The sequence below is a fragment of the Staphylococcus marylandisciuri genome, assembly GCF_025519785.1.
Classification (GTDB): Bacteria; Bacillota; Bacilli; order Staphylococcales; family Staphylococcaceae; genus Staphylococcus; species Staphylococcus marylandisciuri.
In genome coordinates, this window is the sequence record NZ_JAOPKZ010000003.1 from 1 (window position 1) to 26,418 (window position 26,418).

Annotated in this window: 25 protein-coding genes and 1 pseudogene; 17 read left to right on the top strand and 9 right to left on the bottom strand. The window is 36.2% G+C overall.

The genetic code is table 11. The features are described 5' to 3' along the window. Window positions 1-216 (top strand): annotated as a pseudogene (locus tag N9R04_RS01925) (hypothetical protein); the annotation flags it as partial. 387 nt (window positions 217-603) lie between these two features. On the opposite strand, the gene N9R04_RS01930 reads toward N9R04_RS01925, so the two are convergent. After that, window positions 604-1,464 (bottom strand): AraC family transcriptional regulator, encoded by an 861-nt coding sequence (locus N9R04_RS01930; RefSeq protein WP_262854976.1) that lies wholly within the window; start codon window positions 1,462-1,464, stop codon window positions 604-606. Between the two features lie 501 nt (window positions 1,465-1,965). Next, window positions 1,966-3,450 carry a glucose-6-phosphate dehydrogenase gene (gene zwf, locus N9R04_RS01935; protein ID WP_262854398.1) on the bottom strand — a complete coding sequence of 495 codons (1,485 nt, stop codon included), beginning with the start codon at window positions 3,448-3,450 and terminating at the stop codon, window positions 1,966-1,968. A 144-nt stretch (window positions 3,451-3,594) separates the two neighbouring features. Here zwf and rnz point away from each other — a divergent pair, with 144 nt between their 5' ends. Next, complete coding sequence (gene rnz / locus N9R04_RS01940) at window positions 3,595-4,515, top strand: ribonuclease Z (protein WP_262854407.1); 921 nt, start codon at window positions 3,595-3,597, stop codon at window positions 4,513-4,515. A 553-nt stretch (window positions 4,516-5,068) separates the two neighbouring features. Here rnz and proC read toward each other — a convergent pair. The 3 genes from proC to N9R04_RS01955 form a co-directional block, all read right to left on the bottom strand. Beyond that, on the bottom strand, window positions 5,069-5,893 hold the full coding sequence (gene proC, locus N9R04_RS01945) for a pyrroline-5-carboxylate reductase (protein WP_262854424.1): 825 nt from the start codon (window positions 5,891-5,893) through the stop codon (window positions 5,069-5,071). Between the two features lie 652 nt (window positions 5,894-6,545). Then, window positions 6,546-7,460, bottom strand: a complete 915-nt coding sequence (locus tag N9R04_RS01950; protein WP_262854435.1) for an aldo/keto reductase — start codon at window positions 7,458-7,460, stop codon at window positions 6,546-6,548. Window positions 7,461-7,883: 423 nt separating this feature from the next. After that, window positions 7,884-8,051, bottom strand: coding sequence for a hypothetical protein (locus tag N9R04_RS01955; protein WP_262854445.1), 168 nt, complete (start codon window positions 8,049-8,051; stop codon window positions 7,884-7,886). A 181-nt stretch (window positions 8,052-8,232) separates the two neighbouring features. On the opposite strand from N9R04_RS01955, the gene N9R04_RS01960 reads away from it, so the two are divergent. From N9R04_RS01960 to xerD, 3 genes are all read left to right on the top strand, one after another. Then, complete coding sequence (locus N9R04_RS01960; RefSeq protein ID WP_262854452.1) at window positions 8,233-8,775, top strand: NUDIX hydrolase; 543 nt, start codon at window positions 8,233-8,235, stop codon at window positions 8,773-8,775. Between the two features lie 110 nt (window positions 8,776-8,885). Continuing rightward, window positions 8,886-9,332: a ferric iron uptake transcriptional regulator gene (gene fur, locus N9R04_RS01965; RefSeq protein WP_262854455.1), complete on the top strand. Its 447-nt coding sequence runs from the start codon at window positions 8,886-8,888 to the stop codon at window positions 9,330-9,332. A gap of 21 nt (window positions 9,333-9,353) precedes the next feature. Continuing rightward, a complete protein-coding gene (gene xerD, locus N9R04_RS01970) occupies window positions 9,354-10,241 on the top strand; it encodes a site-specific tyrosine recombinase XerD (protein ID WP_262854456.1) in 888 nt (295 codons plus the stop codon). A 311-nt stretch (window positions 10,242-10,552) separates the two neighbouring features. Here xerD and N9R04_RS01975 read toward each other — a convergent pair whose 3' ends face one another. After that, on the bottom strand, window positions 10,553-11,062 hold the full coding sequence (locus N9R04_RS01975; RefSeq protein ID WP_262854461.1) for a DUF309 domain-containing protein: 510 nt from the start codon (window positions 11,060-11,062) through the stop codon (window positions 10,553-10,555). A gap of 93 nt (window positions 11,063-11,155) precedes the next feature. Here N9R04_RS01975 and N9R04_RS01980 point away from each other — a divergent pair, with 93 nt between their 5' ends. The 7 genes from N9R04_RS01980 to N9R04_RS02010 all read left to right on the top strand — a co-directional run bounded on the left by N9R04_RS01980 (window position 11,156) and on the right by N9R04_RS02010 (window position 17,107). Continuing rightward, complete coding sequence (locus N9R04_RS01980; RefSeq protein WP_262854467.1) at window positions 11,156-11,893, top strand: segregation and condensation protein A; 738 nt, start codon at window positions 11,156-11,158, stop codon at window positions 11,891-11,893. Next, window positions 11,880-12,422, top strand: a complete 543-nt coding sequence (gene scpB / locus N9R04_RS01985; RefSeq protein WP_262854475.1) for an SMC-Scp complex subunit ScpB — start codon at window positions 11,880-11,882, stop codon at window positions 12,420-12,422. Before N9R04_RS01980 ends, scpB begins: the two co-directional genes overlap by 14 nt. Beyond that, window positions 12,415-13,155 carry a pseudouridine synthase gene (locus N9R04_RS01990; RefSeq protein WP_262854479.1) on the top strand — a complete coding sequence of 247 codons (741 nt, stop codon included), beginning with the start codon at window positions 12,415-12,417 and terminating at the stop codon, window positions 13,153-13,155. Before scpB ends, N9R04_RS01990 begins: the two co-directional genes overlap by 8 nt. A 133-nt stretch (window positions 13,156-13,288) precedes the next feature. Next, window positions 13,289-14,014 carry a response regulator gene (locus tag N9R04_RS01995; RefSeq protein WP_262854486.1) on the top strand — a complete coding sequence of 242 codons (726 nt, stop codon included), beginning with the start codon at window positions 13,289-13,291 and terminating at the stop codon, window positions 14,012-14,014. Then, entirely contained in the window at window positions 13,998-15,761 is a 1,764-nt protein-coding gene (locus N9R04_RS02000) for an ATP-binding protein (RefSeq protein WP_306439795.1), read from the top strand. Before N9R04_RS01995 ends, N9R04_RS02000 begins: the two co-directional genes overlap by 17 nt. Before the next feature lie 46 nt (window positions 15,762-15,807). Further along, complete coding sequence (locus N9R04_RS02005) at window positions 15,808-15,972, top strand: hypothetical protein (protein ID WP_262854500.1); 165 nt, start codon at window positions 15,808-15,810, stop codon at window positions 15,970-15,972. A 589-nt stretch (window positions 15,973-16,561) separates the two neighbouring features. Then, on the top strand, window positions 16,562-17,107 hold the full coding sequence (locus N9R04_RS02010) for an ECF transporter S component (RefSeq protein ID WP_262854518.1): 546 nt from the start codon (window positions 16,562-16,564) through the stop codon (window positions 17,105-17,107). Between the two features lie 171 nt (window positions 17,108-17,278). Here N9R04_RS02010 and N9R04_RS02015 read toward each other — a convergent pair whose 3' ends face one another. Then, on the bottom strand, window positions 17,279-17,527 hold the full coding sequence (locus N9R04_RS02015) for a ferredoxin (RefSeq protein ID WP_262854522.1): 249 nt from the start codon (window positions 17,525-17,527) through the stop codon (window positions 17,279-17,281). A gap of 200 nt (window positions 17,528-17,727) precedes the next feature. Here N9R04_RS02015 and N9R04_RS02020 point away from each other — a divergent pair, with 200 nt between their 5' ends. The 3 genes from N9R04_RS02020 to N9R04_RS02030 all read left to right on the top strand — a co-directional run bounded on the left by N9R04_RS02020 (window position 17,728) and on the right by N9R04_RS02030 (window position 21,528). Next, complete coding sequence (locus N9R04_RS02020) at window positions 17,728-18,699, top strand: helix-turn-helix domain-containing protein (RefSeq protein WP_262854523.1); 972 nt, start codon at window positions 17,728-17,730, stop codon at window positions 18,697-18,699. Next, complete coding sequence (locus N9R04_RS02025; RefSeq protein WP_262854526.1) at window positions 18,680-20,068, top strand: RecQ family ATP-dependent DNA helicase; 1,389 nt, start codon at window positions 18,680-18,682, stop codon at window positions 20,066-20,068. Before N9R04_RS02020 ends, N9R04_RS02025 begins: the two co-directional genes overlap by 20 nt. 122 nt (window positions 20,069-20,190) lie before the next feature. Further along, entirely contained in the window at window positions 20,191-21,528 is a 1,338-nt protein-coding gene (locus N9R04_RS02030) for a LysM peptidoglycan-binding domain-containing protein (RefSeq protein WP_262854528.1), read from the top strand. 246 nt (window positions 21,529-21,774) lie between these two features. Here N9R04_RS02030 and N9R04_RS02035 read toward each other — a convergent pair whose 3' ends face one another. Then, on the bottom strand, window positions 21,775-23,859 hold the full coding sequence (locus tag N9R04_RS02035) for a trypsin-like serine protease (RefSeq protein WP_262854543.1): 2,085 nt from the start codon (window positions 23,857-23,859) through the stop codon (window positions 21,775-21,777). 214 nt (window positions 23,860-24,073) lie between these two features. On the opposite strand from N9R04_RS02035, the gene ypdA reads away from it, so the two are divergent. Together ypdA and N9R04_RS02045 are read left to right on the top strand one after the other, a co-directional pair. Next, window positions 24,074-25,060, top strand: a complete 987-nt coding sequence (gene ypdA / locus N9R04_RS02040) for a bacillithiol disulfide reductase YpdA (protein ID WP_262854549.1) — start codon at window positions 24,074-24,076, stop codon at window positions 25,058-25,060. Window positions 25,061-25,186: 126 nt separating this feature from the next. Beyond that, window positions 25,187-25,357 carry a hypothetical protein gene (locus N9R04_RS02045; RefSeq protein ID WP_262854550.1) on the top strand — a complete coding sequence of 57 codons (171 nt, stop codon included), beginning with the start codon at window positions 25,187-25,189 and terminating at the stop codon, window positions 25,355-25,357. Window positions 25,358-25,446: 89 nt separating this feature from the next. On the opposite strand, the gene N9R04_RS02050 is transcribed toward N9R04_RS02045, so the two are convergent. Continuing rightward, window positions 25,447-26,415 carry an asparaginase gene (locus N9R04_RS02050; RefSeq protein ID WP_262854551.1) on the bottom strand — a complete coding sequence of 323 codons (969 nt, stop codon included), beginning with the start codon at window positions 26,413-26,415 and terminating at the stop codon, window positions 25,447-25,449. Window positions 26,416-26,418: the final 3 nt, after the last annotated feature.

Here is a 26,418-nt window from a genome sequence, read left to right on the forward strand (position 1 = left end):
AGAAAAGTAGTAGCTCAACGAGCTAACTATAGTCAAAATAATAGTAAAAAAGGCAATTTCTGTATTATTACAATAGAAATTGCCTTATTCTCTCTAATCAAAGATCTTTATGTCCCAGCCTCTTTCAGCATCTTGGCAATGCGCTTGTATCAAGCTTTTTTCAATTCTAGTCATCTTTGCCGGGGCGGGACTACGAAATCTTTTTATTCAAACTAGATTTCTGTCCCGCTCCCGTTTTTAGTGTTGACACTTACTAGTTGAGTACCTATAACTGATGTATTCACAAGAAATATAGCGTTAAGCTTATTTTCATTTTCAAATGAATGAACAGGAAATTAAGTAATAATATTAAATTACAGTCTATTCTTTCAAGTTATAAGTAGAAAAAACTCTAAATGAACAGTTAATATACCAGGATTTTTAGATACGTTTGGCAATGAAATGCAGTTTATACAACTATTGAGATAGTGTATTAATCTGCTATATTAATTATTTTTTAAACATTTTGACTTGAATTAATCCTAGATCATTTATTATCTTTTTATTTAAGGTGGTATAGGAAATAGATGAGTCTATTATGTTAAAGGTACTCCTTCGCCTACTTTAATCGTATCCCTCTTGATCGATAGGCAACCACAGTTGTAATTTAGTTAAATCATCATTAAAATTCACATCAAAAGGATAAACTTCAACATATAAACTATTGTGTTCATAAGGTAACGTCATTTGTAAACTTGTTTCTATATAGTACCATGCTTCATTTACCACATAATCTATATTACCTTGCAAATTAAATTTAGCATATTGACGCTCTGGTAAATAACGGCTTTCTAAGTGACTTGGATAGCGTTCACTTGGGACGCCTATAAAGATCTCCATGCCATTATCTAACGGACAACTAATTACAAATAATTCGTGAGGAGAGATATCGTTATATCTCTGTAAATCTTTAATATAACCTTCGACCAGTAAGTCTTCTATGAAATCAGGCACTTTATAAGGGTTCTCTATTTCATCAGCATTTAAATATCTAGCATAACCTACTAAAGGCATGCTCTTAACTTTTTCCAAACGATAACTATATGGTGCGCGTTCAGTAGTAGACAGTTTTAAATATAAACGGGGTTGCATCTTCAAATCATCTTTTTTTGTATTGGCTTGAATTGGCGAAATACCATGAAAGTCACTGAAATCGTTAGCAAAATCATTGGCTGTTTTATATTTATACTTTTTTGCTACATCTACAACGCTTCCAGAACTATTGATTACATCCTTTGCAGCGAGCGTCATTTTTCTCGCTTTAGCATAGTCACTAGGAGATTTACCTACAATCATCTTAAAAGACTGATCTAAATGATATGGTGAAAGACCTACGTAATCACTCAATTCTTGTAATTGAAATGATTCTAGCAAATGGTCTTCAATATGTATGATTGCTTGTTGTATTTGCTTGATAACATCCAATTCTTCCACTCCTAATTTACAATGCGTAGTTCCTATTGTATTAAATTCAATTATACTCATTTTAACTTATTTCCATCAATACTTACATCATAAAGTTGTATATGAGAAAAATAACTATTTTCCTATATGTCTTCAACAATTTTTAACTTTAACACAGATAATCGCTTAATAAAAAGCAACAGCTAAGAGGTCGGGACAAAAGCGTTGAGGATTTGAGCAGGGGCCCCAACAAAGAGAAACTGATACATAATGTAATATCTCAGCATCTTGGCAGTAGATGACTGATTTGAAAACGCGCTTGTATCAAGCTTTTTTCAATTCTAGTCATCCTTGCCGGGGCGGGACTACGAAATCTTTTTATTCAAATTAGATTTCTGTCCCGCTCCCGAATCGTGAGAAGTTTCTGTCGAAAGTCCTGCTTTTGGGACGCCGTTATTCGGTTTCCCAGGGTACTAAAGCTTTATGTCTCAACCTTGTCAACTGTTGCTCAACCAATTGCGATTACTGAACATCTTCCCACCAATGGAAGCCGTCACGACTTAGTAGAAGTTCACTCTCTAATGGACCATTCGTGCCAGCTTCATAATTCGGAAAGTCTGCTGGCGTTTGAGACCATTCTTCATGGATAGCATCTACGAATTTCCACGTGGATTTCAATTCTTCCCAGTGGGTAAAGTTTGTTGCATCACCTTTTAGGCAATCGTACAATAAATTTTCATAGGCATCTACTGTATTCATTTTATCTTGAGCGCTCATTGAGAAAGATAGTTGTACAGGCTCTGTTTCAATACCTTGTACATTTTTCTTCGCATTTAAGTGAAGGGACACTCCTTCATTAGGCTGAATGTTAATAATGAGTAAATTAGAATCTAGTTTCTTATCAGTTTTATAATATAAATTTAATGGTACTTCTTTAAATTCAACCACAACTTGAATTGTTTTACTTTTCATTCGCTTACCTGTTCTGATGTAAAAGGGTACTCCAGCCCATCTAAAGTTATCTATCAATAACTTACCTGCTACTAAAGTAGGTGTGTCTGAATTGGGATCTACTCGATCTTCATCACGATATTTTGGAACGGGTACGCCATCTATAGTACCTTCGTCATATTGACCACGTACAAAATTATGTCTTACCTCTTCGGGTTCTAATCTACGTAATGACTTTAGAACTTTTACTTTCTCAGCTCGTATATCTTCACTATTTAACGAGATTGGCGGTTCCATAGCGAGCAATGCCACCATTTGTAACATGTGGTTTTGAACCATATCTTTCAGGGCACCTGCTGTTTCGTAATAACCGCCTCTATCCTCGACTCCAAGTATCTCTGAGGAAGTGACCTGTATATTAGATATGTACTTATTATTCCATAAAGGTTCGAACATAGCGTTTGCAAATCTCAGAACCTCAATATTTTGAACCATGTCTTTACCTAAGTAATGGTCGATACGATAGATTTCTTCTTCTTTAAAAGATTGTCTAATTTGATTATTAAGTTCTTCAGCTGAAGCTAAATCACTTCCGAAGGGCTTTTCTATGACTAGACGTTTGAAACCGGACGTATCAGTTAACCCAAAGTCTTTGAGGTAATCGGAAATCACTCCGAAGAATTTCGGCGCCATGGCTAAATAGAATAAGCGATTGCCTTCAAGACCAAATTGTTGATCGAGCTGGTTGCTAAAAGTTAGTAATTGTTCATAACTTTTAGCATCACTCACATCGTGCATATGGTAGAAAACATGCTCCATGAATTTATCAATATGTTTGGTATTATTTACATGGGTTTGGATGGATTTCTTAACTTGTGCGCGAAATTCTTCGTTAGAGTAAGCTCTTCTTCCAATTCCAATAATAGCAATATGATCATTTAAGTTATCCTGTTGAAAGAGATGGAAAAGTGAGGGGAATAATTTTCTATGACTTAAATCACCAGTAGCGCCAAAGATAGTGATTAGACATGGAATGTTCCTTATTTTAGTACTCAAGATTAAAACCTCAATTCTTTTTTAATCTTAGTTTATTATAAAACAAGTAGGAAATTTATTCATACCTTTTTGCTTAAGTTTATAAGTGAGTATATCTTTCTAATTATTCTATGATAAAATACTTTCGAAAAGGGGGAAGAATGCATGGAAATAACTTTTTTAGGCACGAGTGCTGGCTTACCCACTAAAGAACGTAATACGCAAGCAGTTGCTTTAAATTTAGCTCCCTATAGCAACCACATTTGGTTGTTTGACGTAGGAGAAGGTACTCAACATCAAATTCTACATCACTCGATCAAATTAGGTAAAGTGGATCATATCTTTCTAACTCATATGCATGGAGACCATATTTTTGGGTTACCAGGTATTTTAACTAGCAGATCTTTTCAAGGCGGAGAAGGTAAACCATTAACCATCGTCGGTCCGAAAGGTATAAAGGAATTCGTAGAGACTACGCTTCGTCTTTCCGCTTCAAAACTTAATTATCCTATCACTTTCATTGAAATAGATAATGAACTTTCCTATCAGCACCATGGCTTTGAAGTTTCGGCACACCTTTTGAATCACGGTATTGCTTCATACGGTTACCGTATTGAAGCACCTTCAACTCCAGGAACTATAGATGTTGCCGCCTTAAAAGAAATCGGTTTAGAACCGGGACCGAAGTATCAACAAGTCAAAACAGAAGAAACATTCGAACATAACGGTCATATATATGATTCTACACAATTCAAAGGGCCAGAAAAGTTAGGACCGACAATAGCGATATTTGGCGATACCAAGCCGTGTCCAAACGAAAAAATGATAGCACATCACGCTGATATCATGGTTCATGAAGGTACTTATTTAGAAGGGGATAAAACGTTAGCTAACAATTATTTTCACAGCCACATTGATGATGTATTTCATTTAGTCGATCTAGCACAAGTCAAACATACTCTAGTTACACACATAAGTAACCGTTATAACATTGAAGAGGTAGACAACTTAAAGGAGAAACTCAAAGAGGAATATGGTCGTAATGATTTTAATATAGTCAAAGATTTTGATGTTGTAGAATTTTAAAGAGGCTGGCACATAAAGGTCTTTGACTAGAGAGAAAGAGGCTGGGACATAATGTAATGTCTCAACCTCTTCAACATTTTGGCAGTAGATGACTGATTTGAAAATGCGCTTGTATCAAGCTTTTTTCAATTCTAGTCATCCTTGCCGGGGCGGGACTACGAAATCTTTTTATTCAAATTAGATTTCTGTCCCGCTCCCTCTTTCAGCATCTTGGCAGTAGATGACTGATTTGAAAAATGCGCTTGTATCAAGCTTTTTTCAGTTCTAGTCATCTTTGTCGGGGCGGGACTACGAAATCTTTTTGTTCAAATTAGATTTCTGTCCCGCTCCCATAACAATACGTATTAAATTGACGAACAGAAAAGAGGCCGGATAACAGCGTTTAGGATTTACGCAGAACCGAACGATAGGTAAAATTATGTTCAAAGTCTTGACGCATCGTGAGTGTTTCTGTCAATAATCCTACTTTTGGAACGCTATTAATCGATTACGAGAGCACAGAGACTTTTGTCTCAACCTCTAACTCATATTAGTACTTCGACTTAGCGATAGTCTATTCGTCGTCATCTTCATCTTGAGAAGAGAGCTCCACACTACGTTCAACTGCTGCTTTTAAACAGTCTTCAAAAATACTTTCAATATCATATTGCGATAAAGCGTTTAATCCAGCTTGAGTAGTACCACCTTTAGAGGTAATATTTTTACGTAATTGATCCATGCCTAGTTCTGACCGTTCAATCATTTTACTCGTACCAATTATTAAATTACGAATTGATTCTTCAACTTGAGATTTCTCTAAACCTAACCGAGTACCAGCGGTAACGTATTGTTCAAATACGTGATATAAGAAAGCTGGACCACTGCCTGTTATTGCAGTAACTTGATGTAAATGATCTTCCGGAACTTCAATAACTGAACCGAAAGCATTGATTAAATCATGAACTTCCTCTTTAGATTTAGGTCCAAAATTATTAGAAAAGCTAATGCCAGTGACAGAGTGACCAACATGCGCATTAGTATTTGGCATAATTCGTGCCACAGGGTTATCAGTTTCTAATTGTTCTTGTATATAAGAAATCGGTAGTCCAGCCATGATGGAAATAAAGCGATTCTCATCAGAGATATGAGGTTTAATGCGTTCTGCTAGTTTGTCAAAATCATAAGGTTTCGTACCTAAAAAAACATAATCTGCGTCTTTCATTAGTTGTTCATCATCATAACTATAACGGACACCTAATTCCTCAGCATGTTTTTTTAAATCCTCCTCGTTAGAGCGATTAGTTAAGTAAATATCATCTGAATTTACTACATTAGAGTTAACTATTCCTGTAAAAATTGCATGTGCCATATTACCTGCACCGTAAAATACGAGTTTCATAATGTTGTATCACTTCCTTTTATTAATATGTATCCATATTAACATAGATACAATGATAGGCTAGGGAAGAGTTGAAAATTACTTAATATAGTGTGTCTCATTCAATCATTGAGGCGTTGCTGAAACATATACAGTTAACATTATACATATAATATATTAGCTAAGTCTAAAGTTATAAAGTATTTATTTGTACTTTCTCTATTCATCTTCTCTCATAATAAAACGTTAGAGAGTAAACGATAAAATCAGAATTCATGGCGATCGTATAGACTTTGTCTTACTTTATCTATGGAACGAATGATTAAATTAACAGAGGAGTCTACATCCTACTTTATGAGTAATGCAAGCGTCTAAATATAATGCGGTTGCTCGCATTGACGAGCGTTTAAGAATCAAACCCTTATTTGACGTAAGTTAATACCTTAATATCCTCTAATTTGTTGCAATAAAAAATGATTGAACTGGGTTAATTCTTAACACAAGCTGATGAACAACAACTTTATAATAATCTTAGGTCATGCTTTGTTAGTACAAAGTTAAAAGGGAGCGGGACAGAAATCTAATTTGAATAAAAAGATTCCTATCCCGCTCCTCCTACCCATGCTAATTATCCTCGGAGGTCAGAACTCCAGTCCTATTTTACGAAAGATAACTATTTCAAATGATTGGTATATTCTTCATTTTTCACGCGATTTCGCGCTGCTTTCACGATATCCCTACTAATTTCTTTGGCGTAATCAAAATTTTTAATATTCTCGTCTATTTGTTCTTTGCTACTTGCTCCAACGATAATTGATCCCATCGGTTCCTGTCCTAATAAATAATTAAATGTAAGAGCAGTTAAATTACTTTCTACTTCTTTAATTGAAGCTATCGTTTCTCCTAGTTCTTGATAGCTATAGTCAAATATACCGTCCATAAATTTATCATCTAATACTTGGTTACTATTTGAGGTGAGAAGACCTTTGAACACAGGACCACGAGCAAGCATTTTTACACCTTTTTGATTTACCTCATCCATTAATGCTTCCGGTCTATTATCTATTAAATTAAATTGAGACATTAAGGTTTCAATTTGACTATGTTTTAAATAGTAGTCGATAACGTTAGGACGTATAGAAGAGATACCATATGCTCTGATTAGTCCTTCTTGTTTTAATTCGTCAAACGCGCTAATCGTTTCATCTAATGGGTCATCGATTGTGCCACCGTGAAGCTGATATAAATCCAAGTGATCTAAGCCTAATCTTCGAAGTGATGCTTTAACCTGTGACTTGATGTAATTTTTAGAAGGATCCCAAAAAGTAGAACCGTCTTCTTGTCGGTGATTACCTACTTTAGTACCAATAACTATATCATCTCGGTTTTGATACTTTTTTAAAGCTTTACCAACAATTTCCTCATTTACACCTTTATCGTAAACATCAGCAGTATCAAAATAAGTTATTCCGTTCTCAAGCGCATGATTAATTATCCCTTCAGCATGATTATAATCTGTGCCTAAACTCATACAACCTAAGCCTAGTTCAGAAAGTTTAATATTACTTTTTAATTCTACTTTATTCATCATTTGTCTCCTTTCATCCACTATAAGTTCGCTATATCAACCGAGGTTGAGACCTTAAGTTTCCGTGCTCTGGGAAACCGATAAACAGCGTCCTAACTGCAGGATTGTCGACAGATACGCTCACGATTCGGGAACGGGACAGAAATCTAATTTGAACAAAAAGAATTTGTTGTCCCGCCCCGGCAAGGATGACTAGAAATGAAAAAAGCTTGATACAAGCGCGTTTTCAAATCAGTCATCTACTGCCAAGATGCTGAAAGAGGGAGCGGGACAGAAATCTAATTTGAATAAAAGGATTTCGTAGTCCCGCCCCGGCAAAGATGACTAGAAATGAAAAAAGCTTGATACAAGCGCATTTTCAAATCAGTCATCTACTGCCGAGATGTTGAAGAGGCGTGGATTTATGTCCCAGCTTCTTTCTCTCTAGTCAAAGACCATTATGTCCCAGTATCTCTTTGTTGGGGCCCCACACCAACTCGCAGTGCTTGTGGAAACTGGTTTCCCAGTTTCTCTTTGTTGGGGCCCACCCCAACTCGCAGTGCTTGTGGAAACTGGTTTCCCAGTTTCTCTTTGTTGGGGCCCCCTGCTCAAATCCTAAACGCTTTAGTCTCGACCTCTTACACGGTCATATTTACCCATTTATTCCTTTTTGTAATTATAATCCATACTTTTTCAAGCTGTTAGAATAAACTCTTGAGCTTTTACTCTCATTGAGTTAAGACTATAATATGATAATAACAATCATTTAAATACATACAAAGGAGAATAAAAATTGGAATTTAATGAAAAGACAATCAGTAAAGAAAGTATTTATCAAGGGAAGATTATAGACTTAGAAGTGCACGAAGTTGAATTAATAAATGGTGAATCTTCTAAAAGAGAACTTGTCTTTCATAATGGTGCAGTAGCTGTATGTGCGCTTACCCCCGACAATAAAATTGTATTGGTAAAACAATTCCGTAAACCGTGCGAAAAGCCATTATTGGAAATTCCAGCAGGTAAGCTTGATCAAGGTGAGAATCGAGAAGAAGCAGCAGCCCGCGAATTAGAAGAGGAGACTGGATATCGCGCTAAAAGCCTTCAATGGGTGACTGATATGTATGGTTCACCTGGTTTCTCCAATGAACGACTATCAATTTACTTTGCTGATCAATTAGAAAAAGGAGATATGCATCCAGACGAAGACGAATTTATAGAGATTCAATTATTCTCAATTGAAGAAATCGCGGAAATGTTACAACGTGGCGAATTAGAAGATGCTAAAACAATAATTGCTTTACAACATATGTTGCTTAATTATAATCATTCTAAATAAATAATGTTACTAACTTGCGAATTTTATCAATTACTGGTATTTTAATTATGAATCATTATCAATGATAAATGAGTTTCTTAAAATAATTATGGTAGAGGAGTGAACCTTCCGTGGAAGAACGTTTAAATCGCGTGAAGCAACAATTACAACAATCATCTTATAAACTAACTCCTCAACGCGAGGCAACATTACGTGTATTAATTGAGAATGAAAAAGATCACCTTAGCGCTGAAGATGTCTATTTAAAGGTAAAGGAAAGCGCTCCAGAAATTGGTTTAGCAACAGTCTATCGTACTTTAGAATTGCTTGCTGAGCTTAAAGTTGTTGATAAGATCAATTTCGGTGATGGGGTAGCTCGTTTTGATTTGCGCAAAGAAGGGGCTAAACATTTCCATCATCACTTAGTTTGTATGGAATGTGGAAAGGTTGAAGAGATTGAAGAAGATCTCTTACCTCAAGTGGAAGATAAGGTTGAACGAGACTTTAATTTTAGAATCTCTGACCACCGTTTAACATTTCATGGCGTATGTTCCGACTGCCAAGCTAAGGGGAAATAAGCTTCATTAAGAGGTATGACTATGGATGAGATAATCGAAGAATATTTAAAGTTCATTCAGCTGGAAAAAGGGCTAAGCGCTAACACTATAGGAGCATATCGTAGGGATTTAAACAAATATCAGGCTTTCTTAGATAACCATCATATCAGCCACATTGATTTTGTAGAGAGAGAGACCATCCAACTCTGTCTAGGTAAATTCCAAGATGAGGGTGCATCTGCTAAATCAATTGCGCGGTTTATATCAACATTAAAAAGCTTTCATCAATTCGCTTTAAGAGAGAAATATGCTGCAAAAGATCCTACGGTATTAATAGAAACCCCTAGATATGAGCGTAAGCTACCAGACGTCTTAGAAGTAGACGAAGTCATACGGTTGATTGAAGCTCCTGATACCTCAAAGAATAACGGTTGTAGAGATCGTGCTATACTTGAATTATTATATGCAACTGGTATACGAGTAACTGAACTCATTAATTTAAAGGTAGAAGATCTTAACCTTATGATGGGGTTCGTACGCGTGTTCGGTAAAGGTAATAAAGAGCGCATCGTCCCATTAGGCGATACAGTTATTGATTATTTAGATTATTATTTAAACAGTGTTCGACCCAAACTCATGAAAAATACAGTTACCGACGGGTTATTTTTAAATTTACGTGGTAAGCCATTAACGAGACAAGCCATTTGGAAATCGATTAAACAATATGGCGTTAAAGCTCAGATTCACAAAACTTTAACTCCTCACACCTTACGTCATTCATTCGCTACACATCTGTTAGAAAACGGTGCGGATTTACGAGCAGTTCAAGAAATGTTAGGGCACTCCGACATTTCAACTACTCAACTATACACACACGTATCAAAATCTCAAATTCGTAAAATATATAATAATTTCCATCCTAGAGCTTAAAATCTAACGGATTTATATTAATTAACGTACTTTAACTCATTTCACAGTAGTATTACCAAGAAGTATTATTAAAAGAGAACCATATTTGAGCATGACTACCAGACTAAGCTAAGTTGCCAGCAAGATAATTTGTAGAGAAGTCGTCATTCATGCTGTTTCGCTTCCGCTCATAAAGCAAGTCTTATTCGTTGGCTTTAGAAGTATTTCTTGTGGATTAAAAGTGACTAAATTGGGTAGCTATTCCCTCGTTTATGAAAGATCAAACTTAAATTTTGTGTATAGAACTACTATCTTCTATACCTTTGACACGATTAATAATTTAAGCGCTTGTTCTCTAGCGCTGCCTTACGAGCTTGTACTACAGCCGTCCGATCTCTTTCAAGGTGATGGTGCTTAATATAACTATCCTCAACAACACGTGACGTAAATGTATAATCTGGATAGTGCATCATAATTTGATCGATCATATGTTGTGAAAGAGGAATTCTAACAGGCGTGAATTGTTCTTTGTTCTCTACTTTACTCATTTGCAATTTTAAAAGCCTTTGGTAGTCATACTTAATCAACCCCAAATCAATATCATTAGGCGCCGTTTGATTATCGATAACTTTTAAAGCCTTCTTAAACGATTTATAAGCTCCTTTCAAATTTCCTCTTCTATAGTGATAGCAAGCTGTGGCACACAGTATTAAGCTTACTATTGAATCTTCTTTAGTGAAATACCTATTCTCTTTCCAAGCTTCCTCTAGAATATCATGACAGAGAAAATAATGTTGGTGATAGTGAAAGTGATAATAAAAAGCGATTAATGCTTGTGACATCATAGCCCACTCCAAATTTAAATATCTATAACTTCATGCTATAATATTTGAGTGAATTAAGCACTTAAATTGCAAGTGATTGAGGTAGATAAAATGTATGAAGTAAAGCTTGATGCTTTCAATGGACCATTAGATTTATTGCTTCACCTTATTCAAAAATTTGAAATTGATATCTATGATATACCTATGAAAGAATTGACGGAGCAATACATGCACTATATTCACGCAATGAATCAATTAGAAATTAATTTAGCCAGCGAATATTTAGTCATGGCATCTGAATTATTAATGATAAAAAGTAAATTACTCTTACCTCAACACGAAGAAGAGGAAGTAACAGAAGAAGATCCGAGAGAATCGTTAGTTGGTCGCTTAATTGAGTATCAAAATTACAAAGAATATACAGACATTTTAAATGAAAAAAAAGCCGAACGTTCTAAACTTTATTCTAAACATCCCACTGACTTATCACACCTTGAAACCGCTGATACATGGGATGCCAATCAAACCATAGATTTAACTGAACTCATTATAGCTTATCAACGAGTGAAGACTCGGATGGATTATCAGAAACCAAAATCTGTAGAGATTCGTAAAGAAGCGTTTACGATTCAACAAGCGACATCAATAGTGAACCAAAAATTGAGAGTGAACCAATCCTTTAATTTCTTTAGCTTATTTACATTCAAAGAGCCAGTTGAACATGTAGTTACCCATTTTTTAGCTATTCTTGAGATGTCTAAGTCAGGTCTTGTAAATATAGAGCAACTTAACAGTTTTGAGGATATCAACGTCGTCAGAGGAGTGAATTATCAAATTGAAAAGTCTTGATATACTAGAAGCCTTACTTTACACGGCTGGAGATGAAGGTTTAGAGATCAGTCAGTTAAGTAAAGTAATGGATGTGGCTCCCAAGGAAATAGAATCTTTGGTTGAAAGTTATACTTCACACGGACTAAATATACAACGTTACGGTAATACATACGTGCTCACAACGCGCGAAGATGCTTCACAATACATAGAACAATTAATCAAACAAGATAATCATATGAAGCTCTCTCAAGCAGCTATGGAAGCGTTGTCTATCATCGCTTACAATCAACCAATTACTAGAAGCGATATTGAAATGATTCGGGGTATAAATAGTGATGGTGCTGTAAAGACGCTTATAGCTAGGGGGTTAATAGAAGCAAAGTCAGAAACTAATTCTCGTAGCCAACAGCTTTATACGACGAACTTATTTTTAAACGTCTTTGGAATTGAAAGTATAGATGAGTTGCCGACAACCGAGGAAGAAGACGAAGAAATTGAAGCATTCTTTAGTAATTTAATCAATCAAAAAGGAGAAGACGATGAATAGTAATATTGAAAGGTTACAAAAACGTATTGCCAACAGCGGCTATACTTCTAGACGTAAAGCTGAAAGTTTAATCGTAGACGGTAAAGTGAAAGTTAATGGAGAAACTGTCACAGAACTCGGAACTAAAGTGAAAGCCAGTGATGAAGTCGAAGTAGAAGGTGTTAAAATTGAACAAGAAGATAAACTATATATTCTTTTCTATAAACCTGCTCAAGTCATTACTAGCGTATCAGATGATAGAGGTCGTACAGTAGTTACAGATTATTTTAAAGATATTGAAACTAGAATCTACCCAGTAGGTCGTCTAGACTATGATACTTCAGGCTTACTTATCCTTACCAATGATGGAGAGTTCACAAACTTAATCACTCATCCACGTTATAAGATAAAAAAGAAATATGTCGCTAAAATAAATGGTTATCTACTACGTGAAGAAGTCAAATCTTTAGAGCAAGGTGTAAAGTTAGAGGATGGTTGGACCCAACCAGCTCAAGTTAAGATTAAACGGCAAGACAAAGAGAAAGAGACGACTTTAGTAGAAATCACAATACATGAAGGCCGAAATCGCCAAGTTCGACGTATGTTTGAATACTTAGGTTATAAGGTAAACAAATTGCAACGAACTCAAGTAGGACCATTAAACCTGAAGGGTCTCAACGCTGGGGAAGGACGTGTAATGACCCCGCATGAAGTAAAGACGCTCCGCCACTTAGCCGAACATGGTAAGGGCTGACAATCCACGATTAGAATCAACTTAAAACGTGTTTAGCACAATTATAATGAAGCTTTTTTATAAAATACTTTTACCTTCAAACATATGATATAATAGTAGTGAAGAGATATGTAGAAGTGTGGGAGGTAGACAAATGCCTAATGAAATTCTTGTAGTTGATGACGAAGACAGAATTAGAAGACTACTCAGATTGTATTTAGAAAGAGAATCATTTGAAATAGAAGAGGCTAAAGATGGTAAGGAAGCATATCAAAAAGCAATAGAGCATGATTTTGACTGTATATTACTTGATTTAATGTTGCCAGAAATGGATGGCATCAGTGTGGCTTCTAAATTACGCGAACAGAAAGATACACCGATTATCATGCTGACTGCTAAAGGAGAAGAGACGAACCGAGTTGAGGGCTTTGAATCAGGGGCTGATGATTACATCGTCAAACCTTTCTCCCCACGAGAAGTTGTATTACGTGTAAAAGCACTATTAAGACGTACTCAAGGCAGTACTACTGAGCAAAGCGAACCTCACGCGAGAGATTTAATAGAGTTTCAACATTTAATCATTGATAACGATGCCCATCGCGTTAAAGCTGATCAAAAAGAAGTCAATTTAACTCCGAAAGAATATGAACTTCTCATCTTCTTAGCGAAGACACCCAATAAAGTCTTTGATCGAGAGCAATTGTTAAAAGAAGTTTGGCACTATGAATTCTATGGAGACTTAAGAACTGTAGACACTCATGTTAAGCGTCTAAGAGAAAAGTTAAATCGTGTCTCCGAAGAAGCAGCGAGTATGATTCAAACTGTTTGGGGTGTCGGATATAAATTTGAGGTAGCTGAACATGATGAACCGGCTCAATAATGTAGTTATTAAACTGTGGTTAACTATAATATTTATAGTAACGACAGTTTTAATTTTACTAAGTATTGCATTGATAACCTTTATCCAATCCTATTTCACACAAGATACCGAAAATCAACTTAAGGATAATGCGCAACGTATCAGTCATCTTGTAGAACATACTGATGATACTGACACAGCGATTGAACATAGTCGTTCCTTAATAGAGGGCCCCGTTGGACTCATAATCATGAAAGATAAGAACGTGGTAGCTAAAGAGCGCGATGATCAAGCGAAATATAAAATGTTAAACGAAATTAAGAGAAACAAAGATTATCACAAAGTCTTTGACAATGGGAAACATATTTCTGAACATGTAACGATTAATGTGGATGGTAAGTCAAGAACGTACGTCCTCATTGGCTATCCCACTCAACATCTATCACATAAGCAAGATCAACATCACAAATTCAGTGGCGTCTTTATCTATCAAGATCTTAAAAGTATCGAACATACCAATAATGTGATAGCACTCATCATTTTAATTATGGCGGTCATATTTTTAGCTATAACTACAGTATTCGCATTCTTCTTATCATCTCGAATTACTAAACCATTAAGACAGTTACGCGCTCAAGCTCTAAAGGTTTCAAAAGGCGAGTACACTCAAACTCTACCTGCCCATACTAAAGATGAAATTGGAGAGTTATCACGTGCCTTCAACACTATGAGTTCAGAAATACAACAACATATTGAAGCGATTTCTTCTTCAAAAAATATTAGAGATAGCTTAATTAATTCGATGGTCGAAGGGGTATTAGGCTTTAACGATAATAAAGAAATTATCTTATCTAATTATATGGCTGAGAAAATCTTAAACACCTTAGACGATGAAACTTTAAACAAACTAGAGAAACAAAATCAACGCACTATAGATGAAAAACAAACACAGTTTGAAGAATACGAAATCAACACGCGCTACTACGTTATCATTATGAGTTATATCCAACAAATACAACCTGATGGCAGAAGCGGTGTAGTGGCTATTATAAGAGATATGACTAATGAGCATAATGTAGATCAAATGAAGAAAGACTTCATAGCTAATGTATCTCATGAGTTGCGGACGCCTATTTCACTATTACAAGGTTACACCGAGTCAATCGTTGATGGTATAGTTACTGAACCAGATGAAATTAGAGATTCGTTATCAATTGTACTGGATGAAACTAAGAGATTAAATCGACTTGTAAATGAACTCTTAAATGTTGCACGAATGGACGCTGAAGGACTCACCGTAGAACAGAAAGCTCAACCTATAGACATATTATTAGATAAAATACAACAAAAATACAGACAACAAGCGAATGATCTGCAACTCGATATGAACTTAAATCCTTCAACCGACGGGCATTTATGGTATTATGACTTGGATCGCATTGAACAAGTGCTTACTAATCTAGTAGACAACGCTACTAGATATACTGAGCCTGGAGACGCTATTCATATACAAGTGGATAACAATTCTGCTTATGATATTCTCTATATCTCTGATACTGGTACTGGAATAGCACCAGAGCACCTTGAACAAGTGTTTGAGCGTTTTTATAAAGTTGATGCTTCTCGTAAAAGAGGTAAGCAAGGTACGGGGTTAGGCCTGTTTATTTGTAGAATGATAATCGAGGAACATGGTGGACATATTGAAGTGCAAAGTACGTTAGGGCACGGAACTACATTTATAATTAAACTACCTAAATTAAATTCATGACCTAAGAACTTTACGGGTAGGCGGTCAGAACAAAAGCGTTTAGGATTTGAGCAGGGGGCCCCAACACAGAGAAACTGATTCATCAGTTTCCACAAGCAATGCAAGTTGGGGTGGGGCCCCAACAGAGAGAAACTGGTATATCAGTTTCTACAAGCACTGCGAGTTGGGGTGGGGCCCCAACAAAGAGAAACTGGGACATAAAGGTCTTTGACTAGAGAGAGGCTGGGAGATAAATCCCAGCCTCTCTCAGCATCGTGGCAGTAGATGACTGATTTGAAAATGCGCTTGTATCAAGCTTTTTTCAATTCTAGTCATCTTTGCTGGGGCGGGACTACGAAACCTTTTTATTCAAATTAGATTTCTGTCCCGCTCCCTTATACTACCATTGTTTTTATCAGAGTTATAAGCTATGATATAAGTAAAATAAAATCAATTCATCTTCGGGGTAGGGTGCAATTCCCAACCGGCAGTAATTTAAGCCTGCGACGAGGTTGAAATCTTATGATGAGACATAGGTGTAATAATAATCTTATTTGATTTTATCATCAACTCCTTAATATCCTAACTCGGCTTTAGATAACTAATTATCCGCTTATGTGTAGAGGAGTCAGTTACGACCTATCATCTCTTACGTCATAAACTGGGGTTCATCGTTGATGGCCAAGTACGATTTCAACCTCCTGATCTAGTGAGAATCTAGAGCCGACAGTATAGTCTGGATGGGAGAAGATGGAGGTTATTTGTTATGCAACTATTCCTCCTATTCTTGATAAGATGAATGAAAGGGGAAGAATTAGTTCATGCAAAGAAATACTAAACGCTTAATCACTATCAGTATGTTAGGGGCAATCGGCTTTATACTTATGTGGATTCGCATACCTATACCTTTCTTGCCTCCATATTTAACACTAGATTTCGGTGACGTCCCTGCATTGCTGGCCACTTTTTCACTAGGACCTCTTGCTGGAATAGCTGTAGAAGCGATAAAAATTATCTTACATCTGTTGTTCAATTTGAGTGAACCAGTTGGGCCACTTGCTAATTTCTTTGCGGCTACAAGTTTTCTACTTACCGCATTTTTCGTAAGTCGTCATCGAGATACATTGAAATCACTAATAATAGGTTTAGTTTGTGGCACGATTGTGATGACCATCGTATTAAGCATCTTAAACTACTTTGTATTATTGCCTTTATATGGAATGATCGTGCAGTTAGATGATATAGGTAAAAATTTAAAGATAATTATTATTTCAGGAATTATTCCTTTTAATATTATTAAAGGTGTAGCAATTTCGATAGTATTCTTATTATTATATAAACGTTTAAAAAGAGTAATTAAACAGTAAAATAAAAAAGGAGCGGGACAGAAATCTAATTTGAATAAAAAGATTTCTGTCCCGCTCCCTTTCTCTCTAGTCAAAGACCATTATGTCTCAGCCTCTCTTATTATATGGCAAATATGCACAAGTTTAGCTAAACGCTCAAGAGAAATACTTTAGTCATATTAAGGCTAGCCTCTACTCAAATTTAAGGGCATCGCCATCGAATGATTCTTCTTCAATTTTAATAGAATCAGTTGGGCATCCCTCTGAGGCGTCTTCCATATCTTCGTATAATTCTTCAGGCACCTCTGCAGTACCTTGGTTGTCATCTAATATAACATAAGCTATACCTTCATCGTCATAGTCATATATATCAGGGGCTGCGGCACCACACGCACCACATGCTATACAAGTATCCATATCTACAATAGTGTATTTCGCCATTCATTTCGCCTCCTTTGATAAATAATTAAACTAATGACATAATTTAAGAGGATCAAACAAATAATCGACTTATATTCGCTTGATTGCCTTCTAATATAATCTATATGGAATGCGATAATATCTACGTCGATAATTAACATTTTAAGCACAACATATTTATTTTTCAATATTTTCGTATCAAACTAAAAGAGGTTAATTATATGAATGAAATCATTACCTTTGCGTTAGAGCAGGCATATCCTTACAAAACCACAAAAAGCATATATAATATTATCACAGGTAAAAAGTCTCATCAAACCCTTTTTGACGCATGTAGTCAGAGACTTATGTCATTATATCACGTCATGCCTAATTTAAAATATCCGTCGTTTGAGCGAATTTTAGCAGAAAAGGGTAAGGATAGTAACTATCAAACTGACGTCATCCTTCAATCTAAATTCACTTACGATAGTATGGTTCACACTTTTAAAGCATTACAACTTATGACTCAAACTATTTCGTTTCATTTAAATGGAACATATCAATTCTTTCCTATCACTGAACATAAGGATATTCAGCAACGTGTTAAAATTTTATTTCATAAAATTAAAGAAGAAGCACTGATAGAACATTATATTCTTGAACTAGAACAGTTATTCAGCGCTCTGTCTGAAAGTTCTTTAAAAAATGTGTTACATTATTATTTAATTGGTTATGAGGAAAGCATGTACACGTCGCATCAAGTGAGTTTAATTGAAGATATTCCTCTCGAACAGTTAAAGATTTATGAATTTAATGAATTAATTCAACTCGTATCAACTATAAATAATCCTGATAAATACCCTCTCTTATCTCAACTAGTTATGTTACCGACTCTATCACGAAACACTTACAAAACCTACAAACTACTTAAACATAAAAAGACTTTTCAAGATATTGCTGCATACCAAAACATTAAATTAAGTACACTAGAAGATCATGTACTTGAACTATTTATTAAAGGATACTTCACTGATTATTTACATTTTGTTACCTATGACAATATGACTCATTTCATCTCATTCTATAACGATAATAAACACCTTAGATTGAAAATGTTTAAAGAAAAGTTCTCATCTCTCACATATTTTCAAATTAAACTGATGATCGTAGGGATAGAAAGAGGGGATCTCCGTGTTACATCGAGCGCTTAAACAATATTTTGGCTTTGACAGTTTTAAAGAGGGACAACAAGAAGTTATTGAGCGTGTGCTTAATAATGAAGATACGTTAGGAATCCTACCAACTGGCAGTGGAAAAAGCTTGTGTTATCAACTGCCTACTTATATTAATGAGAAAGCAACCTTAATCATCTCTCCCTTGATTTCTCTAATGGATGATCAAGTTGCTCAGCTCAAGGCTAACGGCGAATACCGTGTGAGTTATATACATTCAGGGATGGACGAGAAAGAAAGATATTACAATATAAAAGCGCTGAAAAGTAGTCGCTTTATTTTCTTAAGCCCTGAATTTATACTGCAACCTAATAATATTAAATTGATACAACATTTAAACTTCGGTCTCATCGTATTAGATGAAGCCCATTGTTTAACAGAATGGGGGTATGATTTCCGCCCTCATTATGCTTTGGTTGGCAAGATTACTAAACATTTTAATAACACGACAATACTTGCCTTAACAGCGACCGCACCACCAACTCTAGAGCATGATTTAAATTATATCCTGTCGACTCAATTTTCTCTTGTGCGTACGAGCATGAATCGTCCAAATATTAGTCTATCTCATAAAAACTTAGCTAGCGATGAAGAGAAGATTGATTGGTTACTCAAGTTTATCGAACGTTCTGGCTCTACAATCATTTATGTTTCAAGTAAGAAAAAATGTTATGAATTAGCTAAATCTATATATCAAAAAGGGTACTTAACTGGTATCTATCATGGTGATATGAGTTATCAAGAACGGCAAACGGTTCAAGAACAATTTATCAATAATACTATCTCAATTATAGTCGCAACTAGTGCATTTGGCATGGGCGTGAATAAACCCGATGTACGTACTATCATACATTTTCATTTACCTACTAGTCCTTCAAATTATCTTCAAGAGATAGGAAGAGCAGGAAGAGATGGTAAATATAGTCAAGCTATCAGTTTATATCAACCCGATGATACTTCTTTACTAGAAACTCTGTTGTTCACGGATGCTATTAAGGAAGAAGATATTAAACTATATAAATATGGTCAACTGCTTGATGAGTATAAACTTAATATTTTAGATACGCTCTCAAGCCACTATCGCCTAGATCAACTTGTTTCTATTTTTAAACAAGCATATCTCAGAAAAAAAGAGGGGTTTCATCGTATTCTAGGTTATAAAGATTTAACTACGTGTCGTCGCGTTTATCTGCTCAATTACTTTAATGAAGGGCTTGAAGAAGAATTTTCACGTTGTTGTGATAACGATTCTGAACTGCCTTCATTGAAAATAACTAATAAAAAGAAGGTCAAGCGAAAACAAAATTATAAAGAAAAACTCGAACAGCTTTTTAATACTAACAAATAACTTTCTTATTAGCTCAAAGAAGGCTATAATACTAAAGATGTTGATATTTTTTATTAAAATACACATACATACTAAAAGTAAGGGTATAGTGTATAAATAAGAATGAAATACCTAGAGAAAGGATGATTAATGTGTCCAACAACTTTAGAGACGAATTCGAGAAGAATCGTCAGTCTATAGACACGGATAAACATCAAGATGATCTTAATGATCAAGTGGAAGATCACAAAAATGATGTGACAGATCATGCTGATGAACAATTCCCACCAAGAAATGCTCAACGTCGTCAACGTCGTCGAGATAAAGCAACGAATCAAAATGATTCTGATCGCGTTCATCAACAAGATGATAAGGTCTCAAAAAAAGAAGTTACAGATAATGAAACACACCCTCAAGAAAGTAAGCATGGGTCAAATGATCAAAGTGAAGTCGGCACAGAATCTTCTAAAGAAAGAAGAGATGCTAACCAACTTACAGATGATAACAGATTAACTCAAGATGAAAAGAATAAACGTCAGAGAAATGATTCAAACGCGGATAAGAAAGGTGCTGCTGTAGCAGGTGGAACTGCAGCTGCTGGGGCAGGTGCTGCCGGGGTTAAAAAGCACCAAGACCATGAAAAGGATGCAGCACATGCGAATGAGGAGAAAGAGAAGAAATCTCCTAATGATAAAAGTCATACAGGTAAAAAAGCTGCCGGTGCAGCAGGAGTAGGCGCTGCCGGAGCTGCTGGTGTTTCAAAGGCAGCAAACAATCACGGTGGAAATGGTAACCGCGACCATCAACATAATCGACAAGAACATCGCAATGAAGATAATAAGGGTAAGAAAAAAGGATTATTAGGTATACTACTACCGATAATAGCAGCTATCCTTATTTTAGGCGCTTTGGCTATCTTTGGTGGCATGGCTTTAAACCATCATGATCACAATAAAAATAATAATGATAATAAAACAGCTAGTCATGAAAGTCACAAATCCGATAAAGATAAAAAGTCTAATGATGATAAGTCTGATGACAAAGATGATAAAGATAAAGCAGCTGCAGATAAAGACGACTCTAAGAGCGATAAAGCAAAATCTGATAAAGATAACAATAGCAGTGCAGATGATTCAAACAATAATAGCGCTGATGACAATCAAGCGAAGACTGATGCCCAAAATAATAATCAACAAAATAACCAAGCAACTGCTAACAGCAACACAGGTCAGTCTAATCAAGCTTCACAAAATAATGGTCAACAAAACAGTGGTCAACAAAATAACCAAGCTCAAAGTAATAACCAACCATCAACCGGTAATGGCCAACAAACCCACGTTGTCCACGGACAGAATTTATACCGCATAGCTATTCAGTACTATGGTAGTGGCTCACCTGAAAACGTTGAAAAGATACGTAAAGCAAACAATATTCAAGGAAACAACATTCACAATGGTCAACGTTTAGTCATACCACAATAATACACTTTTGATTAAAATATAGTATTAATGAGAAAGAGAGCGGGACAGAAATCTAATTTGAATAAAAAAGATTTCTGTCCCGCCCCGGCAAGGATGACTAGAATTGAAAAAAGCTTGATACAAGCGCATTTTCAAATCAGTCATCTACTGCCAACATGCTGAAAGAGGCTGGGATTTATATCCCAGCCTCTTTCTCTCTAGTCAAAGACCTTTATGTTCCAGCCTCTTTTTATTGTCAATAACTTGTTATTTCTCTTGCTTACGTTTTCTTAAAAATAGTAAGCTACCAAGTAGTGCTGCGAATGTGGCAAATATACCTGGAGACATATTTTTTTCATGACCTGTTTCAGGTAATTTTTCGCTAGTGTTTGGTTTCGTAATTTCTGAAGCAGAAGAGGTTAAAGCAGTTCTAGCTTCTTGTGCGCGCACGTTCTTCAAACTAGGCTGTTGTAATTCAACAGTGGTTTGTTCTACAGAAGGTTGAACATGATTAGCTTTATTACTATTTTGCGAATTAACTAGACTATTTTTTTCATTTTGAATTGAACCTTTACCATTCAATGAGCTACTAGATTTACCTAACGTCTCGTTATGAATAGGTTTGCAGTCTTTATCAACAATTACTGCTGGGGTATGAGTTTGGATAACTTTAGAACTATCTATTGATGCTGGCAGCGCAGTCGTTGATTGACTTGGTTTAACTGGTGAAGAAATTATCGTTCCAATTGGTTGTGCTGGCTCATCTGTACCAGTTGGTTGCCCTGGTTGCGTTGGTTCCTCAGGCTCAGTCGGTTCCACTGGTTGCGTTGGCTTCTCTGGCTCAGTTGGTTCTACTGGTTGCGCTGGCTCCTCTGGCTCAGTTGGTTCCACTGGTTGTGCTGGTTCCTCTGGCTCAGTTGGTTCCACTGGTTGTGCTGGCTCCTTAGGCTCAGTTGGTTCCACTGGTTGCGTTGGCTCCTCTGGCTCAGTTGGTTCTACTGGTTGCGCTGGCTCCTCTGGCTCAGTTGGTTCCACTGGTTGCGCTGGCTCCTCTGGCTCAGTTGGTTCCACTGGTTGCGCTGGTTCCTCTGGCTCAGTCGGTTCCACTGGTTGCGCTGGCTCCTCTGGCTCAGTCGGTTCTACTGGTTGTGCTGGCTTCACTGGCTTAGATGGTTCCTCTGTAGTTTCAGTTGGTTTATTAATGATTGACATGATCCAATCGTACAATTCTGGAGTAATAGGTGTGCCCAAGGTACCATATTTATTTCCTCTCATACCATATGAGTGTACTGCGATAATTTCACCGGTATCTTCAAGAAATACAGGGCTTCCAGATTGTCCCGAATGGCCATACATAGAGTATTCAATATTACCATTTTTTTGTCGTTGTATGATCGTTCCACTAACTCCATATTGGTCTATTGAGTCTACATTTTTATCCAGCGGGTAGCCTCGAGAGTAAACTTCTTTGCCAATCATATCATCTGAAAAAGCTTTAATTTTATTAGGTGGTATTCTCGTTATTGACACTTCTTCATCAGTGCTAGGATCGACCTCTATAATTCCAATATCGTACTTTAATAACGGGCTTTCTTTGTATTTATCTGGAACATACAAGTTCTTAATTTTAAACTGCCCAAATTGCTCATTACCTGCATGTTTACCTGGAACGACGTATCCGCCAGTCATATAGTCTCTAGGATAATTGTTATTATAAATTACATGCGCTGCAGTTAAAATGTAATTTTTACCTATAAGGGCTCCTGTTGCTTCACCGTGTTTAAGATTTTCAATTGAACCTTTATACTTATCATTTTCGACATACACATAGACAGTATTATTATAAGCTTCGTAGTTCTCTAACTTTCTTCGCGTATCGATGAGCACACCATCTTCATCATAATTAGGGTCTTTTGAAGTATCATAGTCCACTGAATCTTCTTCGTTATAACCATATGCTCTGAAGCCCGTATAACCTGGAGAGTTAGAAAGGGACTTCTGTTGCGTTGATCTCTCAGTTTGATTTGTAACTTGGACAGAACTGTCAGTTTGACCACTAACTTCTACTGCTTTATCAGTACTTTCTGTGTGAGCTAAAGTATCTTCTTTCTGTGACTTATAGGAACTAGATTTATTAAGGTCTTTGTCGCTTGACTGATTAGTACTTAGTGAAGTGCCAGTATTCGTATTTTGATCCTTTTCTACTTGATTTGAAACTAATTCTTTTTGTGGTGTCACGGAAGTAGTTTCACTAGCATGAGCTGATGAGGGTTGGGAGAAGAAGTACACACCGGCCACGATTATTGGCAATGTTACTACTCCCTTTCTGAGGTTAGTAAATTTTCTATTCATATGAAATTCTTCCTTTCTTAGTTGTTAAAATAAATATACCTAATAAAGTCGACGAGCACAAGATGAAAATGATAATTATTATCAATTAATTTTCAGATCTATCACCTTGATATGAAATTCAGGTCCTAATAGAGGGGGGATTCAGTATTAATTATTTGGTTTTAAAATTTCTATTGGTATAATATATGAGTGGTAAGAAGGAGGGCATACTGTTATGAAAACAGTTGAAAGTATTATTATAGGCGGCGGCCCGTGCGGTCTTAGCGCTGCTATTGAACAAAAGAAGAAAGGGATAGATACTTTAGTCATAGAGAAGGGTAATGTAGTAGAAGCTATCTATAATTATCCAACTCATCAAACATTCTTCTCCTCAAGTGATAAATTAAGCATTGGCGATATACCGTTTATCGTTGAAGAAAGTAAACCTAGAAGAAATCAAGCACTCGTCTATTATCGTGAAGTAGTTAAACATCATCAACTGCGCATCAATCCATTTGAAGAAGTGCTTAAAGTAAATAAGGTGGATAATCGCTTCACAATAACAACGACGAAAGGTGTATATCAATCTAGATTTTTAACTGTTGCAACAGGATATTATGGTCAGCATAATACACTAGAGGTCGAGGGGGCTACATTACCTAAAGTCTCTCATTACTTCAAAGAAGCTCATCCTTATTTTGGCCAAGATGTAGTGATTATTGGTGGCAAAAACTCAGCTGTTGACGCCGCTCTCGAATTGGAGAAAGCCGGAGCGAATGTCACAGTTCTTTATCGTGGTTCAAATTATCCTAGTGCAATTAAACCTTGGATATTACCTAATTTTGAGTCACTAGTCAGACATGAAAAGATTTCAATGCAATTTAATGCTAACGTGACTAAAATTACTGAAGACACTGTAGAATATGAACAATATGGGGAAACACATGTTATACCTAATAACCATGTCTTTGCTATGATCGGTTATCATCCAGATTATGATTTTCTAAAATCAATAGGTATTAAAATCAACACAAACGAATATGGATCAGCACCAGTGTATAATAGAGAAACTTATGAAACGAATGTTGAAAATTGTTTCATTGCAGGGGTGATCGCCGCTGGGAACGACGCCAATACAATATTTATTGAAAATGGTAAATATCACGGAGGTATTATTACGCAAAGTATATTATCTAAGAAGCAGACACCTTTAGAATCATAATTGGAATCGTATAAAACGATAAAAGCTAGAAGTGAAGAGGTCGGGGCAAAAGCGTTTAAGATTTGAGCAGGGGGCCCCAACAAAGAGAAACTGGTAAACCAGTTTCAACAAGCACTGCGAGTTGGGGTGGGGCCCCAACACAGAGAAACTGGTAAATCAGTTTCAACAAGCACTGCGAGTTGGGGCGGCCTTATAAAAGCGAAGCCGTTCAATATGAAGTACAGAATAAGAAGAAAGGGAGCGGGACAGAAATCTAATTTGAATAAAAAGTTTTCTGTCCCGCTCCCTTATGTTTAATATTATACTAACAACACTTGGAATTAAAGATAAAAACTATTCTTTACTCCAGTTAGTTTATATAGAGACTGGCTGTGCTAGAACAACTGTTAGGCGTTAAAGTATCTTCTCAATTCCTCATCACTGAGCTGATTGCTTAATCCCACTAAAAGTTTGAGCCGTGCTTTTGGTCCATTCAACCCATTAGAGAATACGACGCCTCTATCTAATAAATCAGCGCCGCCTCCTTCATAACTATACACAGGTCCAATAATACCATTAAATGAACGAGAAACTAGAATGATAGGAATATTTTGAGCCAAGCAAAAATCGAGTCCATCTAAGCAATCTGGGGGCAAATTACCTTGCCCTAGCGCTTCAATAATGATCCCATCTACTTTCTTTTCTCCGTAATAATTTAAAATGTCACTTTGCATTCCCATATGAGCCTTAATTAAAGGAACAGTCAGCGTACTATCAACTTCAGGTAAGACTATTTGAGAATTGGGCCGGTGATGAAATAAGACATCGGCTTTAGTTAAAATAGCGAGAGGCCCATGATTTGGGCTTTGGAACGTGTTCGTATTAGATGTATGGGTTTTGGTTACATTTCTTGCAGTATGTACTTCATCGTTAAAGACTACCATAACGCCTTTGTCTTTAGCTTCCTCACAAGTGGATACCCTGATCGCACTAATGTAATTATAGAGACCATCCGAGCCGATTTCATTTGATGAACGCATAGCACCAGTTATTGTTATAGGATTGCTTATATCGATGATAAGATCGAGTAAAAAAGCTGTTTCTTCAAGTGTATCAGTTCCATGAGTTATAACGTACCCACTATATTCTCCACTATCTTCAGCATCTTGGATAATATCGCGTAACTGTATAACGTGTGCTAAAGACATATGCGGCGAAGGCACATTAAACGGGATTATTTCTTTTATGTGAGCATAATTTTTAATGATATCTTGATGAGATGCAATTGGATTAGAATTAGTCGTTGACACGTGTTGAGTTTCATCTTGCGACATACTAATCGTGCCACCAGTGTGTATCACTAGGAGTTTCTCCATTTA

Excerpts from the sequence above, each read along its gene's own strand:
- ypdA (WP_262854549.1), top strand. The coding sequence starts at position 24,074 with ATGAAAACAGTTGAAAGTATTATTATAGGCGGCGGCCCGTGCGGTCTT.
- N9R04_RS01975 (WP_262854461.1), bottom strand. The coding sequence starts at position 11,062 with ATGTCACAAGCATTAATCGCTTTTTATTATCACTTTCACTATCACCAA.
- N9R04_RS01950 (WP_262854435.1), bottom strand. The coding sequence starts at position 7,460 with ATGAATAAAGTAGAATTAAAAAGTAATATTAAACTTTCTGAACTAGGC.
- proC (WP_262854424.1), bottom strand. The coding sequence starts at position 5,893 with ATGAAACTCGTATTTTACGGTGCAGGTAATATGGCACATGCAATTTTT.
- N9R04_RS02035 (WP_262854543.1), bottom strand. The coding sequence starts at position 23,859 with ATGAATAGAAAATTTACTAACCTCAGAAAGGGAGTAGTAACATTGCCA.
- N9R04_RS02030 (WP_262854528.1), top strand. The coding sequence starts at position 20,191 with ATGATTAATGTGTCCAACAACTTTAGAGACGAATTCGAGAAGAATCGT.
- N9R04_RS02050 (WP_262854551.1), bottom strand. The coding sequence starts at position 26,415 with ATGGAGAAACTCCTAGTGATACACACTGGTGGCACGATTAGTATGTCG.
- N9R04_RS01980 (WP_262854467.1), top strand. The coding sequence starts at position 11,156 with ATGTATGAAGTAAAGCTTGATGCTTTCAATGGACCATTAGATTTATTG.
- rnz (WP_262854407.1), top strand. The coding sequence starts at position 3,595 with ATGGAAATAACTTTTTTAGGCACGAGTGCTGGCTTACCCACTAAAGAA.
- N9R04_RS02010 (WP_262854518.1), top strand. The coding sequence starts at position 16,562 with ATGCAAAGAAATACTAAACGCTTAATCACTATCAGTATGTTAGGGGCA.
- N9R04_RS01995 (WP_262854486.1), top strand. The coding sequence starts at position 13,289 with ATGCCTAATGAAATTCTTGTAGTTGATGACGAAGACAGAATTAGAAGA.
- N9R04_RS02020 (WP_262854523.1), top strand. The coding sequence starts at position 17,728 with ATGAATGAAATCATTACCTTTGCGTTAGAGCAGGCATATCCTTACAAA.
- N9R04_RS02015 (WP_262854522.1), bottom strand. The coding sequence starts at position 17,527 with ATGGCGAAATACACTATTGTAGATATGGATACTTGTATAGCATGTGGT.
- N9R04_RS02000 (WP_306439795.1), top strand. The coding sequence starts at position 13,998 with ATGAACCGGCTCAATAATGTAGTTATTAAACTGTGGTTAACTATAATA.
- xerD (WP_262854456.1), top strand. The coding sequence starts at position 9,354 with ATGGATGAGATAATCGAAGAATATTTAAAGTTCATTCAGCTGGAAAAA.
- N9R04_RS01990 (WP_262854479.1), top strand. The coding sequence starts at position 12,415 with ATGAATAGTAATATTGAAAGGTTACAAAAACGTATTGCCAACAGCGGC.